Source organism: Pygmaiobacter massiliensis, assembly GCF_900199435.1.
GTDB classification, from domain to species: Bacteria; Bacillota; Clostridia; order Oscillospirales; family Ruminococcaceae; genus Pygmaiobacter; species Pygmaiobacter massiliensis.
This window is the reverse complement of the sequence record NZ_OAML01000003.1, coordinates 354724-371767: the sequence shown is the minus strand read 5'-3', so window position 1 is coordinate 371767 and position 17044 is coordinate 354724. Positions and strand designations below refer to the sequence as shown.

Below are 17044 nucleotides of genomic sequence, written 5' to 3'. Positions count from 1 at the left end.
ACACTAAAAATCGATTAAATCCGACTGTTACGAGGATTTGAAACGCTATTCCAGCCATTGCTACCCTCTTCGCACACTTTCGTCCTTTTCGGCATAGAGTGAGAGAAAGGAGGGATGCCCTATGGCAACCACAGTTGCAATGCCTCCGTATTACGGAGTAGTTTTACAAAATGGAAGCAGCGGCCCCGATGTCGCAATGGTCCAAACCTGGCTTAATGGTGTTCAGAGCAAATATCCTCAGCTCCCCAAATTCACCGTGGATGGTGCATATGGAAGCGGCACCACCGCAGCCGTTAAAACTTTCCAGCTGCTCACCGGTTTGACCGCTGACGGTAAAACCGGTGGCGCTACTTGGGATGAGCTTTATGCTCAATATGCAAGTATTTATGGAGAGGGAGAAGTTTACTGCAATATCGTTTCCCGCGCTGGCGATCAAGGCGCCGTCGTAAAAAGTATGCAGCAGCACTTAGGCTACGTCCGGACGCTTTACACCGCGATTCAAAGCCTCAGTTTTGATGGCATTTACGGTTCCGGCTCTACCGCTTCGCTGCGGCAGTTCCAACCGCAGTTCGGTCTCACCGCTGATGGCTCTTACGGCAAACAAAGTTTTGGCATGCTGAAATCTGCTGCAAGCAGCATTGAGGTAGGCAACCCGCTACGTGTCACCACGCGCTATCCCGGCTATGTGCTTACTGTTGGCTCTAGTGGCGATAATGTTCGTTTCGTGCAGAGCTACCTCTCTGCGCTGGGCGGCAGTATCCCCAAACTGACCATCGATGGACAGTACGGCAACGCTACCAAGAATGCGGTTATGCAGTTCCAGGCTTCTAAAGGCCTGAAGATTGACGGTGTCGTTGGCTCCACCACTTGGAGTGCCCTGATTGTCGCTTTCAACGCAACCCTTTAAGCCGCATTCGCAGCACAGCAAAACTTCTCGCGCTATAGAAACAGAAATACTTCCCGAATAAAGCAGAAGGCTGAGCCGTTGGCTCAGCCTTCTGCTTTATTACAGCGATCGGAGATACCCTTTCTGCTCGCTAACTGCCGCTGAGCACAACTCAAAAAAACGCCCGCGCAGCGCTGCCAACAGTTCTATCCCCTGTTTATACAAGTTGTTTCATATACTACCGCTTCTTACTTATTAACAATCTTATTAGCGACTAGGCTCCAGGCCGCTCTGTGGGTGCGCCCACACCGTTTTGTTGTACTATAAACTGTGCATACGCTGCGTTTTCGCAAAGTAGAACCAATTAATATTTTCTGCAAAAACAGCAGCCCACTCTAAAAGTGGGCTGCTGCACTTTAATAGCATTACATCTTTTCACAGCAGCCAACCATCAAATTGATTTTCTAAGACCCACCTTACAGAAAAGGCTGTGCCGTGTCATTTTAAAAAAGCGATAGTTTTCTTTTGCGTTTCAGTACCGCTTGGAACTGCGGGCTGGAAGCACCATTTTGATAATTGCTGTAAATTGCATCCCAAGTCAGCCGATCTACATAAGGCAGGACTTCAATCCCAAACTCTTTCTGGAATTGATTTACCACTTTCATCGTTTCAGGGCCTAAAATACCGTCCGGGGTTGCGTAATCGATAGTGTCGTAACGCGCACCGATATTGTTGAGATAAGTTTGCAGGCGATAAACCTGTAGGCCCGTGCTGCCTTGCACCAGTACATATCCCCCGTACTCCCCTTCTGGAATCTGGCTGGGACCGTAGGATTTAGATGCGCAGGAGAAATAGATAGTCAGCAAGGCATCCCAAGTCGCTGCATCTACCACACCAGTAACTGTTTTTTTGAATTCGGTCTGGAAATTCTTCACTGCGTTTTCTGTCGCGACATCATAGACGCCAGTAAGCGGCGTATTCGGCAGCAATCCAGAGTAGAAGGGCTTGATGTAGGTGAGCATGAACTGTACAAACTGCACCGCCGTACCATCCATACCAAGTAGCAGCGGAGAGCCTGGGTATGGTTTTACAAATAAGCCGCTGATGGAGCCGTCAATGATATGCAGCACGGTGATCTGGGTGTAAAGCGAAGTCCATGTCTGCTGGCCGACAATACCGTCTACGGGCAGGCCAATCAGTTGCTGCCAAATTTTCACGGCTTCTTGTGTTGCTTTACCAAAAACGCCATCATAAGCAATGGTAGGCAGAGCGCCATAGTACGCACTAAGCAAGTAGAGGTAATACTGCATCTCCTTAACCGCCAAACCTTGCGAACCCAGCATAAGGGGAGCGCCAGGATAAGTGCCAGGAATTGCAGTGTTGGCAATGATATTGCCGACAAGGTCTGTATAAACTTCAAAGCCTTTATCCCAGGTAACTTCGCCAACGATACCGTCAACAGGGAGCCCATAGTAACTTTGTGCAGCACGCACACAGCGCTCGGTACCCGCACCAAAAATGCCATCCATCGCGATAGTAGGAATACTGCTATTATAGCGAGAAATCATATTAAGCGCGAACTGGAGCCGTTTTACCGTGTTGCCGCGGCTACCGAGTTTTAAAACCACCCCGGCGTATTGGCCCGGAGAAGTAATATATGGTATTTCATCTAATACTAAGCTGGAGTATTGAAGGTAAATCGCATCCCAGGTATTTCTACCTATTACACCGTCTACCGAAAGCCCGTACTTGGTCTGAAACGCTTTCACGCTGGTTTGAGTGCCAGAGCCAAAGATGCCATCTACGGCCAGACTCGGAATCTCCGGCGTTGCAGTCGCCACTTCGTTCAAGAAAAACTGAATTTGGAACACACTATTGCCGCGACTTCCCACATAGAGGGCAGAGTTAGAGTATTCACCCTCGACAAAATCACCGGTCGACTTTTCACCTTCGCTGCCCAGTTCTGCCAGCTTTTTAACGGCAACATAAATATAGCTTATTTTATACCAAGTGTTTCTGCCCACAATGCCATCCGCCGTTTGGTTAAACTGTTTCTGGAACTTTTTAACCTGAGAGGTGGTAGCCGGGCCAAACACGCCATCTACATTTGTAGTGCCAAACGATGGGTAATCTTTTGCAATGCGGTTCAGCTGACGCTGAATCACTTTGACTTCTACGCCCGAGCTGCCTTCGCGCAGCGGTGTGCCGGGGTAGCTTTCCGGGGTATTTTTAATGTTATTCGTACGAATGATTTCAATATCGTTGCCGTAGTAATATTTCAAAATTTCCAAGGCATTTTTGCCGCTTTGCGCCTGTGTTACGGTGCCCCACTGCTTCATGCCTTTGCAAGTGACCGATTTACCATCGCAATACTCGGTATAATAAGGATTCACGGTGCCGAGTTTGCGCACGTAAGTGTTGAAGATATCATCGCAGATGCGGTTCATTGGATCGAAAATAGTGCGTCCCTGGACATAAAACTGATCATAGGAGGTCGAGTTGGTAATATCGAAGGGATATCCTTTACTGCGGTACCATTCGGTATAAATTCGGTTGAGCGCAAGGCTAATTTCGGCGTGCATATTTGCTCTTAAAGCTTCTTCGGGCCAAGTGGGGTATATTTCGCTGGAGGCAACATTTTTGATGTAATCACGGAAGGTGACGGTAACGTTTTTGGCACTGGAAGAAGGGCTGCCGAGATGCACAGTAATTGTATCAGGGATGGCCACTTCTTGATAGGCCAGTAAAGCGACCGCTGCCGTTGGGCTTGCATAGGCCATAACAGGCTCTACAATCGGCGGGACTTCGGGAGCCGGGCCGCTGCCGCCTTGCCCATACAATCCATGTTCCGGAGTATCAACAATGTCTTCCTGTGGCTGCACCGGGCTGCCATCCGTTGTTTCGTTAATAGGCTCCATATTTTGCTGCGCAAAGGTTACTTCGCCATCCAGCACTTCAAAATTGTACATTCGAAGCGTATTGTACCCTGCAAGCTCTGCAGTCAAGTCATAGACACCATAAGGCAACTGTGACGGATCCGGCTCTAAAGAAAGTGCACGGGGCGGACATGCCAATGGCATTCCCTCTAAAACGCCTGTTTCGTCTGTAACGCCTTCGTAAATAGGTTCTGTGCCGCCGCTGGGCAGCACCTGAATCTTTACATCTCCTAAAGGCACTGCATCTTGGCCGGTCGTAATCTGTACTTTCAGCCAGCCAGTACCCTCTGTGGTAAATTTGGTCATAATAAGGGCCTCTCCTCTCATTTTTTCCACTATATGCGACAAAAAAGAGAACTGCTACTTTATAAGCCCCTAAACAGCCTGCTTTATAGTTTATCTTTTGAGGCCTTCCTTTACAAAAATAGTTTTTACCATTCTGGGCAAACTGCTTATATTGCACAGCGTAAAATTAAAAAACACCACCACTTTGCTCTAATTTAAGGCAAGCGTTTTTTCAAAATTACCCGCATCGATTGTTTTGTGAAAAATACCCATTTGAATCCCCTTGCAATAACGTGGTATAATATAATAGATGCTAAACGTGTAGTTCGCTTTGCGGGACATAAGTCCAGTTTCAGCGTGCTACATGTTTTCTTTTTTTAGCGAAAGGAGACTATCATGTTTGCTATCGGTGACAGCTTTATCTACGGCGAAAACGGCATTTGCACGTTGGTCGATATCCAGCGCAAAACGCTTGCAAAGGAACCGCGCGTTTATTATGTGCTTGCTCCGGCATTTACTGCAAATTCACTGGTGTATGTGCCCACAGACAGCCCGCGGCTTGCAGAAAAAATCCGTCCTTTGCTGACCCCAGAGGAGATTTACGCGCTCATTGACGGAATGCCCGCCGTCGACACTTTATGGGTGGAACCTGAGGCAGCGCGGCAGGACCTGTATCGCCACGCACTTACTGATGGAGACCGCGCCCCGCTGATTGGCATGATTAAAGCGATTTTCGCGCATCAGCAGCAACTGAAAGCCGATGGGCGGAAACCCCGGATTTCAGACGAACGCTTTTTAAAAGAAGCAGAAAAACTGCTCTATGACGAATTTGCCTATGTGCTGAAGATCAAACAAGAAGACGTTTTACCCCTTATTCTCGAACGTTTGGGAATCGAAGATAACAAAGCATCTAAAAAAGCAGTGGGCGACTACATCTAACAGAGCCCAGCGGAATTTTGCGTTTCGCTTTTAGCTTGCAATTGCTGTTGGATGTTTGGGCCTTTTTTTCGATTTTGCAGCGGTATGGCAGTTTTGCCGTGCCGCTGTTTTGTTTTTCCGTGATTCGCTGGAGCTTGACATCTGCTTGCAACCCGCGTATCTTATATGATATTTCAACAAAGCACTGCCCTTGCTCAGCCTCTGAGCAGCGCACTGCTGCCGATGGGAGAAACAAAATGAAAACTGCAATTGTTTATGCATCTAAAACCGGTAACACCAAGCTGCTGGCCGAAACTATCCGCGCTGCTCTGCCACAGCAAGAAGTTATTTTCTGCGACGCAGGCACACCCCCGTCAGATGCCGAACTTTATTTTATTGGCTCCTGGACAGACAAGGGCAACTGCGATGCAGCCGTGAGCGACCTGCTGCACAGCTTGCAAAATAAAAAGATTGCCTATTTCGGAACCGCAGGGTTTGGCGGTTCGCCTGCTTATTACGAACAGCTGTGGCAGCGAGTAGTCACCGTCATTCCAGAGGGCAATCAGTTGCTCGGGCACTTTTACTGCCAAGGTAAAATGCCTATGAGTGTGCGCGAGCGGTATGTTGCGCTCATGACCGCACATCCTGATGACACCAAACTGCAAGTAAATGTGGAAAACTTTGACCGGGCACTGTCTCACCCGGATGATGAAGACCTGCACGCGGTACGGTCATGGGCAAAAGAAATGTACGCGCTTTCTGAAAAATAGCGAAAGTTTTCTATAAAATCGGAAGCCAAATACTGTAAGCTATACAACAAAAGCCTTGAGCCTCATTTAGAGGGCTCAAGGCTTTGTTTTTACTTTCTAAAAGGGTACGCGAGGGCCCTTTTAATGCATCGGGGCTTGGGGCGGCTTTACGAGCGTCTTAATCCAAGTGAATAGCTATTCGCCTATTTCAAATTACATAATCTCCGCCGGTCGGCTGTCCAATCAGTTCAGACAGTGTAATCCCGTCGAAAAATTCGTTTATCATTGCGTCCAGCCGCGCCCACATCGGCAGGGTGCGGCACTCTGCCGCCCGGGCACAAGGTGTTGCGTTTTGCTCTAAGCAGGCAACCGGAGCAAGGCTGCCCTCCGTAAGCCGCAGAATATCCCCCACACGGTAATCCTCTGGCGCGTGGCAAAGTCGGTAACCACCACCCTTGCCATGCATACCTTCCACAAGCCCCGCTTTAGAAAGAATGGCAGTGATGCTTTCCAGATATTTTTGCGAAATTTCTTGACGTGTGGCAATGGCCTTAAGCGGCACAAACCCTTGCCCGCGATGCTCTGCGAGGTCAATCATCACCCGTAGTGCGTATCTTCCTCTGGTAGAAATCATCATTGCTTGCCTCCTGCGCGGCTCCGGCCGCCTCTTCATTTCTATTGTCCTATTATACTGTTTTGCCCTGCGGGAATCAACGGTCAGCAGATGATGCCGCCGCCTACCACAATATCACCGTCATACAGCACCACAGCCTGCCCCTTTGTAATGGCCCGCTGCGGCTCGTCAAATACAATCTCTGCGTTTTCTGTGCCAATGGGCCAAACCGTCGCCCATTGCTCCTTGTGCCGATAGCGTATTTTCGCTTTCAGCCGCAGTGGCTCGTGCGGCACCTCGCCCGAAATCCAGTGGAACCGCTCCGCGATAAGCTTGCTCGAATAAAGCGAAGCATCGCTGCCGAGCACCACTGTGTTGCTTTGCAGGTCTATGGCCGAAACATAAAGCGGCTGCGCTGCGGCAATGCCCAGCCCTTTGCGCTGACCTATGGTGTAATGAATAATGCCTTTGTGCCGGCCGAGCACATTACCCTCGCTGTCCACAAAGTTTCCCTGTGGGCAGGTTTCGCCGGTGTGCAGGGCAATTACTTTGGCATAGTCCCCATCGGGTACAAAACAAATATCCTGGCTATCCCGCTTTTTGGCGTTGATAAAACCTTGCTCTTCTGCAATTTTGCGGGTTTCGGTTTTGTGCATCTCCCCCAGCGGAAAGCGAATGTGTGCAAGCTGTTGCTGGGTAAGGTCATACAAAACATAGCTTTGGTCCTTGGTTTCGTCCACTGCTTTTTTCAGTAGATACTTGCCGTCTTGCTCCTCCACCCGCGCGTAGTGCCCGGTTACGACAATATCGCAGTCCAGCTCTTTTGCGCGGCGCATCAGCTTTTCAAATTTCATATAGCGGTTGCAGTCGATGCAGGGGTTCGGGGTGGCGCCATGCAGGTACGCCTCCACAAAACGACCAATCACTGCGGTGCGGAAGTCCTGCGTGAAATTGAGCACATAGTAGGGCATCCCGAGCCGAAAGGCGACGCTGCGTGCGTCGGCGACATCCTGTAGCGAGCAACAGGTACGGTCGCTGCAAAGCCCGGCATCTGCATTTTCGTACAGCCGCATCGTTACGCCCACGCAGTCGTACCCCTGTTTTTTTGTAAGATAGGCGGAAACGCTGGAATCTACACCGCCGCTCATTGCAATCATTGCTTTTTTCATCGACATCCTGCTTTCCTTTCTTGCATCTCATCGGCTTTTTACGCTATAAAAGTTGAATTTCATTTTTCGTTTATTCGGCAAAAAAATCGGCAGCACGGTAAGGCACTGCCGATTATTTTTCTTAGTCTGCAAAAAGCGCCGTGGAAAGGTATCTATCCCCGGTGTCTGGCAGCAGAACCACAATTTGCTTTCCTTCATTTTCCGGGCGCTTGGCCAGCTCGATGGCGGCCCATACTGCTGCGCCCGAAGAAATACCAACCAGCACACCTTCGCGGCTGCCTACCTTTTTACCGATGGCAAAAGCATCCTCGTTGGTGACAGTGATGATTTCGTCATAGATGCCGGTATTCAGCACATCTGGCACAAAACCGGCGCCGATGCCCTGGATTTTGTGCGGGCCAGGCTTACCGTGAGAAAGCACTGCGGAATCGGCAGGTTCCACTGCTACCACTTTAACAGCGGGATTTTTGGATTTGAGATATTCGCCCACGCCTGTGACGGTACCGCCGGTGCCGATACCTGCGACAAAATAGTCGACCTTGCCGTCGGTGTCATTCCAAATTTCGGGGCCCGTGGTAGTAAAGTGCGCTTTCGGGTTTGCGGGGTTTTCAAACTGGCCGGGTACAAACGCATCGGGCAGTTCCTTTGCCAGCTCGTTTGCTTTGGCAATGGCCCCTTTCATACCCAGTGTGCCGTCGGTCAGCACCAGTTCTGCGCCATAAGCTTTCATCAGCTGGCGGCGTTCTACCGACATGGTTTCGGGCATGACGATGATAATGCGATATCCTCTCGCCGCAGCCACCGATGCAAGCCCGATACCCGTGTTGCCGGAAGTAGGCTCAATAATGACGGTGCCCGGTTTTAGCTTGCCGGTTGCTTCGGCATCGTCGAGCATCGCTTTGGCAATGCGGTCCTTCACCGAACCTGCCGGGTTGAAATATTCCAGTTTTGCAAAAATCTTTGCTTTAAGGTCAAGCTCTTTTTCAATATGTGTCAGCTCTAGAAGCGGGGTGTTTCCAATCAATTGATCAGCCGAAGTATAAATACGTGCCATAATAGACTCTCCTTTATCATAAGTGGATTCGATGTTGTGTAGGCTTGCGAACTCTTGCCGGGTTCAACATCGGAAAACCACCCCGGCTGCTCTTATGATTTGCATATCAGCTTCTCCTTTAATACCTGCGCCGGTTCCCGCTCTGCACTTTATTCAAAAGTGCTTGGGCTCGCCCACCACTACTGGGTCGGTGCATTGGTGTTTATTTTAGGATGTTGTTATTATAAACCCACTAACATACTATGTCAATAGGTTACTATTTATTTTTCTGTTTTTTTTCCGGCAACGTAACTTTTCAAGAATTGCTGATTCTCAGATGAAAGCTTTCGATTTTCAGTTTTTTATTTATCGCGTTATAAATATTTCTAAAGCAAAGCGCTTGCAAAACAGCAGCTTTCCATTTTCCTGCTTGTTCGCGCGGCTTTTGTGGTAAGCTTGTCCGGTTATAGATACATCTACTGTAAGGAACGGCGCAAACCGGAAGCACTGCTTTGGCAAGGATGCAAAGACATGATCTTAAAAACCAAAGGCAGACACCCTAATTGGTATCTGCCTTTGGTTCTCGATTATTTTATAGCAACACACAGGTTACCAACAATTCATGCTTTTTAATCAGTTTATCAAGCCAGGCAATGCGGCTGATTTTTATAAATCGCGAAAATAAACCAGTGTGGTTCCGCTTACGGTAATCTCTATTTCGTCGACACTACGGTAATTCCAAGCGGCGACGAGCGCTCCGAGCGCATCTTCCAGCCCCTGCTTGTGGAAGAAAAATTCATCTCCTTCCGAGGCTGGCTCAAGCAAAAAAGTATTCGCAACACAATCCACCCGTAGTGTTTCACCGGTGGCAGCAGTCCAGCTTCCGTGTAAAAATGATTTCGCGGCAGAATCTTGCAGGCAAATCTGACCCACTTCGTACCCTTGCTGCTCTGCTTGGCGCAGCACCTCCAGCGTCTTTTTTAATGCTTTTTGGCTTTGCGTGCCACCGGCAGCCGCATCCGCAAGGGTACGCCCTGCCCCGGCAAGCGTAAGCCCTACCTCGGCCTCTTCTATATCTATACTGGCAAACATCTCTTCGGCTTTCCAATACTCTTTGGTGTTTAGTGCTGTCCAAGCGGCTTGCAGCAGAGCGGTTTCCGTTTCTTTTTTTCGTTCTGCACTATCCAAAAATTCACCCAGTGCGCCAAATTGGTCATGCCGCTGCTGCAGGTCGGTGGCTTGCTCCGCGGCATGGTAGCGCCGCAGCATCCATGCCAGCTCTTTTGCTTCGGCAAGGTTAGTCAGCTGTTCTGCCTGCACCAGCGCCTCTTGTGTTTTCCCGGCATGGGCAAGGCGCAAGGCCTCTGCATATTGCTTCTCTGGCACACTTTTTTGCACCCAAGGCATCGCCTGTGTATCGAGAAACACCTGCTCCCAGGCTTGCGTCTGCAAGTGCTTCAGCATCTCTGTATTTTTTGCCGCGGCATATCCGAACAGTAACACCACAGGCAATGCTGCACAGCAAAGGCCAATTGCAATTTTTCTGCGCAGCCGTAGGTTTTGTTCAAAAGGCAGCTTTGGCTGACACGCCGGAGCGGCTATTTGCCGCTCTTGCTGTTGTAACATTACGCCACCTGCCTTTCGGTTTTATTTCAGAATACCATGTTTTGCTCTTGGGGGCAATTACGTGATTCAGCTTAAAAACTGTCCGTTTGAAATGTGAAATTTCTGTTAGAAACGGTTTTTTAGTGAAATCAAACGCTTTGCAAAAACGTTTCATTGAGTGGTTTTGCAGAATAGGACGAACTCGCTTTTTTGGCTGTATTACTTTATTTTACGGGCATTATTTCTCTCAATTCAACCGAAAAAGAAAACGGTAAATCGGCAAAAAAATGTAATTTTTGTAGATTTTCGCCCGTAAGGTTTATGCGCTTTCGACCTTTACAAAATCTGCCATCTAAGATATAGTAAAATAAGTAAATTATAAGGAGACTTTTCTTATGAAACGTGTGTTTGCCTTGGTGCTGGCCTTAGCACTTACCCTTACCGCATTTACTGCGTGCGGCGGCAGCAAGCCTTCTGGCTCTACTACCACCCCTGCAGCCAGCGCCGAACCGACGCCGGAGCCCACCCCCGTATATGATCCCGACCCGCTTACCGGCCGTGAGAAGCCTGCTGGCTTTAACGGTGGTCGCCCGGTTGCGATTATGATTAACAACATTCAGCAGTGCCGCCCGCAGCGCGGCCTTAACGAGGCAAAGGTTCTTTACGAAAGCAAGGTTGAGGGTGGCATCACTCGTTTTATGGGCTTGTTTGAGGATTATGAGAACCTGCCCGATATTGGCCCTGTTCGTTCTGCACGTGACCAGTTCTTCCGTGTCATCATGCCGTTCCAGCCGCTTTACGTACACATTGGCCGCAGCGGTATCACTCAGCAGTATATCGACGATGCTGATTACGGTGACCTCAACGTGGACGGCAACGACACCACCATTACCTATTGGGACCAGAATCGCCGGAACCAAGGTTTTGCGCAGGAACACACGGCATACACCAACAGCGAATGGCTGCAAAAATATGTAGACAAAAAAGGCATTGATATGGACCGTGAGCTCACCAGCCCCATCTTTGACTTTGTAAACTACAACGAGCCGGTTCGTGCACTGGGCGGTGAAACAGCAACCTCGATTGGCATCACCCACTCTCAGAGCTACCGTACCTATTTTGATTATGACACTGCCACCAGCAAGTACATGATGAGCCAGTACAGCTCTGCCCGAGGTGTTACCCCCACTGTCGATGAAAACGATAAAGAGCAGGTTGGCTTTAACAACGTCTTTGTTCTGTTTGCAGACATTTCTGCTTACCCCTACCCGGGCGGCAACCTCGATAAAAACGGCAATGACAAAGGTGACCCCGACTATCAGAAAGTCGATTACACCTTTGGCGGCCTTGGCTATTATTTCAACAATGGCAAATGTGAGAAAATCCGCTGGTTCAAAGGCGCAACCAATGAAGTTCTGCGGTTTACAGACGAGTCTGGCAGCACCTCTTTGAAGATTAACCCGGGCACTTCTTATGTTGGCATCGTTGACCTGGATGAGTACGAAAAGTTTGAATACACCGGACCCGAGACAGATGCTTCTATCTCGGCCCCCGCTGCAAACCCGGATGCTGCCGCTTCCGACGCTGCTGCGGAAAAAGTAGCTGAATAAACACTTTTCAATTTAAATCCTCCGCGGCAACGCGGGGGATTTTTATCAAGCCGCGCAAAATTCGCTATTCGACACCATTATTCCGGTTTTTTAATGCAGATAGGAGATACTAGTTCTATTCGCTTATCTTAACTGCCGGCTTTGGTGTGTCTTACAGTGTTTGCGTCCGTTTTGCCATTGGACAAGCCCGTTGGCCGGCTTACGATTTCATTATAGAAAGGACTCTGCCATGAAACGAACCCTTGCTTTGCTGCTCGCCGCAACTTTGTTTTGCGGTGCTCTTGTGGGCTGTGGCAACGCGGCCGCTAACAGCGTGCCGGCACGGCCCGAAGTATTGCCGGAGTACAACCCCAACCCGCTTACCGGGTTGGAGAAAGACGGTGGCTATCCTTACGGCCAACGCCCTGTCGCCGTCATGATCAACAACATCAAGGAATCGCTGCCCCAGTCCGGCATCGCAGGGGCTGACCTCATTTACGAGATGGTAACTGAGGGCGGCATCACCCGCATGATGGCAGTTTACTCTGACCTCTCAAAAGCTGGGGGGTATATTGGCCCTGTGCGCTCTGCGCGTGACCAGCACATCCAGATGATGCTTCCGCTTAACGCCTTGTACGTTCATATCGGTGCTTCTACCTTTGCACGCGATATGCTTGAAACTTATCATTATGCGGATAAAAGCATCGACGGCAACCCTACTGCGGTACGAGATACCGTGTTCTGGCTCGACGAAGAGCGGCACAAAACAAAAGATATTGAACACTGCTGGTACACGAGCAGCGAGCTAATTCAAAACGGCATCCGCAAATATAAGCTGGACGCTGAAGGTGAGCCAGAGGCTATTTTCCGCTTCCGCTCTTATAAAGAAAATGCACGTATGCTGCCGCTTTCCGGGGCATCCAGCGCACACATCCAGTTCTCCGCAAGCTATTACAGCGATTTCACCTACGAGCCTTCTTCGGGCAAATACCTGAAGTCCGAATTCGGAGAGCCGCAGATTGATGCGGCCACCGGCGAGCAACTGGCCTTTAATAATGTTCTTATTCTGTTTACCAACATCTCCCCCCGCCCAGACGGTGTTTTGATGAACGTAGACTATTCTTTCGGCGGTATCGGGTATTACCTGTGCGGTGGCAACTACGAGCCTGTACGCTGGATGAAAGGCACTCCGGAAAGTCCGCTGCGCATTGTCAGCGCAGAAGGTGACGAAGAAGAAATTGAAATCAACCCCGGCAAAAGCTACATTGCTGTGGTGGGGTTAGACCAGTTTTCTTCGCTTACCATCGGGGCGGATAACCCGCTTACTCTACCGGATTCTGCTTCTTCTGAAGCATTGAGCAAAAACTCGTAATATTTCCATTTATCTGCTGGTTTTTTTCTTCGATTTCTGTTGCTTCATATTTCAACAGACGGTATAATTGTAAAAGAGCCTTGGCTTTTTGCCGACGGCCCTGCGACTCTGCGCACACTGCGCTCCTATTTGATGGGGGGATATTTTCATGAAACGTACTCTTTCGCTTTTGCTTTGTTTTGCACTCTCGGCAGCTCTGTTTGCCGGTTGCGGCAAGCAAGGCGATTCTGCCTCCGGCTCCGGTCAGCAACCCGAGGCCACCCCACAACCCATTGAGGTATATGATTACAATCCTTTAACAGGGCTTGCTAAGGATCCTAACGTCCCGGATGGTCAGCGTCCGGCGGCGGTAATGATAGACAATCTGCGCGAGGCGCTGCCACAGTCTGGCATCTCTTCGGCGGATGTGGTTTTTGAGGCTGCCACCGAGGGCGGCATCACCCGCCTGCTCGCGGTGTTTACCGATTATAAAGCAATGCCTACTGTTGGCCCTGTGCGCTCTGCACGGGATCAGCATGTTCAGTTTGTTCTGCCGATGAACGCTCTGTTCGCTCACATTGGCGGCAGCAGTTATGCCAATAGCCTGCTGAACTACTATAAGTATCAGGACATTGACGGCTACTACCTTGGCACCAACGCTTTTGCATTTGATGACGCACGTCGTGCCAGCAAAAGCAGCGAGCACTGCTGGTACACCAATGCCGCTCTGATGCAGCAGGGCATTGATAAAATCGGCACCTTGCCGGTCACCGGTACGCTGAAACCGCTTTTTGAGTTTTCTACCAGCCAGCCCGTTGTGCCCAATGGCGGCAACGCAGCAGCTTTCTCGTTCAATTTCTCAAACTATGCAGACAGCGCATTTGCTTATGATGGTGCCAGCGGTACCTACCTGCAGAGCCAGTTCGGCATCCCGCACACAGATGCAAACAATGGCGCACAGCTTGCTTTCAAAAACATCATTGTGCTTTCAAGCAATGTCTCTTTGAAGAAAGATGGCTTCCAGCTGGAGTTTGACCTTTCCGGCGGCGATGGCTGGTATGTCACTGACGGAAAATGGATGGCCATCAAGTGGACCAAGGGCGAGCCGGACGCTCCTCTCGTGCTGAAAACCACTTCGGGTGGTAAGCTTTCGGTAAACCCCGGCAAAAGCTATATTGCGTTAATCGGTAATGACATGCGCGGTACTGTAACAGCCGATGGCACTGTTATCTCTGGGTAATTGTAGTAACAACTATAAAAAACAGCATTTTTGCCTTGTGCAGATTGCTGTTTTTTTATTTCACATTTTTTTCTATTTGACGTTAGCACTTTAAACTAGTAAACTAAATAATGGTACATTATTTTTGTTTCTACAAAATTTGTTTTGCCGACGCGTCGCTACCTTCAAATTGATTTGAAGGTAGCTGGCTTGTACCTCGGCGATAAGGAGGGGATATCCGATGTCCGCAACTGCTTTCGGGGTGACGAAAGAGGGCTTGCCTGTTACCCGCTATACGTTAGAAAGTCGCAGTGGCATCACTGTCGGTGTGCTGGACCGGGGCGCAATCATTCAAAGCATTCTTGTCCCCTGTCCAGATGGTCCTGTAGATGTTGTCGCCGGGTTCGACGACATAAGTGGCTACGAGGCCTGCGATGCTTATCTCGGCGCGTTGGTCGGGCGGCACGCAAACCGTTTGGGCGGTGCTTTTATCGAAATCGACGGTAAGCGTTGGCCCGTTACCGCAAACGAGGGTGCCAAGCAGCTTCACGGCGGCCTGCATGGCTTTGACCAAAAGATGTTCGCTGCGGAACAGCCTGCACCAAACTGTCTTGTGCTGCGTTGTGTCAGCCCGGATGGCGAAGAGGGTTTCCCCGGTGAGGTTACGCTTCAAGCGACCTACACGCTTTCGGATGAGGGCGCGCTTTCGCTGGACTATCAGGCTACTTCTACGCGTGATACGGTCATTAACCTGACCAACCACAGCTATTTTAATCTAAATGGCGGCGGCTCGGTACTGCAGCACCGTTTATGGCTTGCAGCAAGCCGCTTTACCCCCATTGATGCTGACGCACTGCCCACGGGCGAAATCCGTGACGTAGCGGGCACCCCTTTTGACTTTTGCACCGCAAAACAAATTGGAGCTGACCTTGATGCGTGCGACGAGCAACTTGCTTTGGGCCACGGTTACGACCATAACTTTGTACTGGACAAGGCTTCCGGCGAGCTTGCCACGGTTGCTGAGCTTTGCGGCGACCAAACAGGAATCCGGATGCGTTGTGTCACCACCTGCCCCGGGCTGCAGCTTTACACTGCAAACTTTTTGCAAAGCCCGCCGTTGGTGAAAGGCGAAAAAACGATTGCCCCGCGCGAGGCAGTCTGTTTAGAAACACAGTACTTTCCTAATTCAATGAACTGCCCTGCTTTTGAAAAACCCATTGTGCGGGCAGGCGGTCTTTATCACGAGCGCACTATTTACGAATTTATTAAATGAGGAGGAAATCCAAAGGTTGGTGTCCTTTGGAGAATGATCTATGAAAGAACGCAAATATAACCTACTTACCGCTGTTGCCATGATTGTCGGTATCGTTATCGGTTCCGGCATCTTCTTTAAAAGTGATAACGTGCTTGCTTTTACCGGCGGCAACGTGCGCGACGGCGTAATTGTCTTCTGTGTTGCGGCTATCGCTATTATTTTTGGCTCGCTTTCGCTCAGCCAGCTGGCACTGCTTACCGATGAACCGGGCGGCCTGCTGACCTATGCAAACGAGTTCTCTTCCCCCAAACTTGCCTGTGCACTTGGCTGGTTTGAGTCTTTCCTTTACTACCCCACTCTGGCTGTTGTTGTCAGCTGGGTGGCAGGCGTGTATGCCTGCGGCCTTTTCGGCTGGGAAGGTACTCTCACCAACCAGATGCTGTTCGGCGGCGCTGCAATGATTCTGCTGTGGGTCATGAACGTTCTTTCTGCCAAGCTGGGCGGCCTGTTCCAGAGCGCAGCTTTCCTGATTAAGCTGATTCCGCTGGTGTTGATTGCTGTAGCTGGCCTGATTTGGGGCGATGTCCCGGCTGCTTTCCTTGCCAACCCGACCTCTGTGGGTGCTGCCGGCTTGTTTGCCGCCATTGTTCCCATCGCTTTTGCTTTTGACGGCTGGGTTATCGCAACATCCATCTGCGGCGAGATTAAAGACAGCAAAAAGAATCTTCCCCGTGCTATGATTCTCTCCCCCATCATGATTCTTGCGGTCTATATTGCTTACTTTGTAGGTATTTCCGCACTGGTTGGCCCGGAGCAGATTCTTGCACTTGGCGACGCACACGTAGAGATGGCTGCTACCACTCTGTTTGGACCGATTGGCGCTAAACTGATGGTTATCTTTGTTATCATCTCGGTACTTGGTACCTCTAATGGCCTTATCCTTGGCGGTATGCGCCTGCCCTACGCACTGGGCCTGCGCGGCATGATGCCTGCAAAAGACTACCTGACCAAAGAGAACGAAAAACTCGGCGGCATGCCTGTTGGCAGCACCGTCGTTATGCTGGTTGGTATGCTTTTCTGGTGGTGTGTACACTTCCTTTCCATGAAGTTCGACCTGCTTCCCGGCAGCGATATTTCCGAAATTGCTATCGTTGTGCACTACCTGCTGTTCATTCCGCTTTATCTGTCGGTCATCAAGCTCTGCAAACAGGGCCGCATCACCAACAAGTTCTACGGCTATGTTAGCCCTGTGCTCGCCTGTGTTGGCTCTCTGATTGTGCTGATTGGCGGTTTCCAGAACAAACTGTTCCCGCTGTATCTGGTCATTTGCGCAATCGTTGTAATTGCAGCACTCGTTTTCTTCCACAAGAATCGCGAGAACATCAACAAATAAACTACTCTAAGGCGTTTGCTCTTTGGGTATTGCCTAAAAATAA

General features: G+C 49.9%; 13 protein-coding genes. 8 read left to right on the top strand and 5 right to left on the bottom strand.

The window, feature by feature from the left end; translation table 11 throughout:
* Positions 1-121 precede the first annotated feature (121 nt).
* Complete coding sequence (locus C1A11_RS06355) at positions 122-907, top strand: peptidoglycan-binding domain-containing protein (protein ID WP_102049656.1); 786 nt, start codon at positions 122-124, stop codon at positions 905-907.
* Positions 908-1389: 482 nt separating this feature from the next.
* Here the strand turns inward: C1A11_RS06355 and C1A11_RS06350 are convergent, their stop codons facing one another.
* Positions 1390-4128, bottom strand: coding sequence for a peptidoglycan-binding protein (locus C1A11_RS06350; RefSeq protein WP_242965858.1), 2739 nt, complete (start codon positions 4126-4128; stop codon positions 1390-1392).
* Between the two features lie 375 nt (positions 4129-4503).
* On the opposite strand from C1A11_RS06350, the gene C1A11_RS06345 reads away from it, so the two are divergent.
* A complete protein-coding gene (locus C1A11_RS06345) occupies positions 4504-5046 on the top strand; it encodes a CarD family transcriptional regulator (protein ID WP_102049655.1) in 543 nt (180 codons plus the stop codon).
* A 236-nt stretch (positions 5047-5282) separates the two neighbouring features.
* Entirely contained in the window at positions 5283-5795 is a 513-nt protein-coding gene (gene bilS / locus C1A11_RS06340) for a flavodoxin family protein BilS (protein ID WP_102051015.1), read from the top strand.
* 187 nt (positions 5796-5982) lie between these two features.
* Here the strand turns inward: bilS and C1A11_RS06335 are convergent, their stop codons facing one another.
* From C1A11_RS06335 to C1A11_RS06320, 4 genes are all read right to left on the bottom strand, one after another.
* A complete protein-coding gene (locus tag C1A11_RS06335) occupies positions 5983-6411 on the bottom strand; it encodes an RrF2 family transcriptional regulator (protein ID WP_102049654.1) in 429 nt (142 codons plus the stop codon).
* An 80-nt stretch (positions 6412-6491) separates the two neighbouring features.
* Positions 6492-7556 (bottom strand): tRNA 2-thiouridine(34) synthase MnmA, encoded by a 1065-nt coding sequence (gene mnmA, locus C1A11_RS06330; protein WP_102051014.1) that lies wholly within the window; start codon positions 7554-7556, stop codon positions 6492-6494.
* Between the two features lie 121 nt (positions 7557-7677).
* Positions 7678-8610: a cysteine synthase A gene (gene cysK, locus C1A11_RS06325; protein ID WP_102049653.1), complete on the bottom strand. Its 933-nt coding sequence runs from the start codon at positions 8608-8610 to the stop codon at positions 7678-7680.
* Positions 8611-9255: 645 nt separating this feature from the next.
* The gene (locus C1A11_RS06320) at positions 9256-10215 is read right to left on the bottom strand and encodes a hypothetical protein (protein WP_102049652.1); all 960 of its coding nucleotides are present in this window, start codon (positions 10213-10215) and stop codon (positions 9256-9258) included.
* 374 nt (positions 10216-10589) lie between these two features.
* Between C1A11_RS06320 and C1A11_RS06315 the strand changes: the two genes are divergently transcribed.
* The 5 genes from C1A11_RS06315 to C1A11_RS06295 all read left to right on the top strand — a co-directional run bounded on the left by C1A11_RS06315 (position 10590) and on the right by C1A11_RS06295 (position 17001).
* The gene (locus C1A11_RS06315) at positions 10590-11804 is read left to right on the top strand and encodes a DUF3048 domain-containing protein (protein WP_102049651.1); all 1215 of its coding nucleotides are present in this window, start codon (positions 10590-10592) and stop codon (positions 11802-11804) included.
* Between the two features lie 229 nt (positions 11805-12033).
* Positions 12034-13155, top strand: a complete 1122-nt coding sequence (locus C1A11_RS06310) for a DUF3048 domain-containing protein (RefSeq protein WP_102049650.1) — start codon at positions 12034-12036, stop codon at positions 13153-13155.
* A 148-nt stretch (positions 13156-13303) separates the two neighbouring features.
* Positions 13304-14374: a DUF3048 domain-containing protein gene (locus C1A11_RS06305; protein ID WP_102049649.1), complete on the top strand. Its 1071-nt coding sequence runs from the start codon at positions 13304-13306 to the stop codon at positions 14372-14374.
* Between the two features lie 220 nt (positions 14375-14594).
* Positions 14595-15626 (top strand): aldose epimerase family protein, encoded by a 1032-nt coding sequence (locus C1A11_RS06300; RefSeq protein ID WP_102049648.1) that lies wholly within the window; start codon positions 14595-14597, stop codon positions 15624-15626.
* Positions 15627-15666: 40 nt separating this feature from the next.
* The gene (locus tag C1A11_RS06295; protein ID WP_102049647.1) at positions 15667-17001 is read left to right on the top strand and encodes an APC family permease; all 1335 of its coding nucleotides are present in this window, start codon (positions 15667-15669) and stop codon (positions 16999-17001) included.
* The last annotated feature ends 43 nt before the right edge of the window (positions 17002-17044 follow it).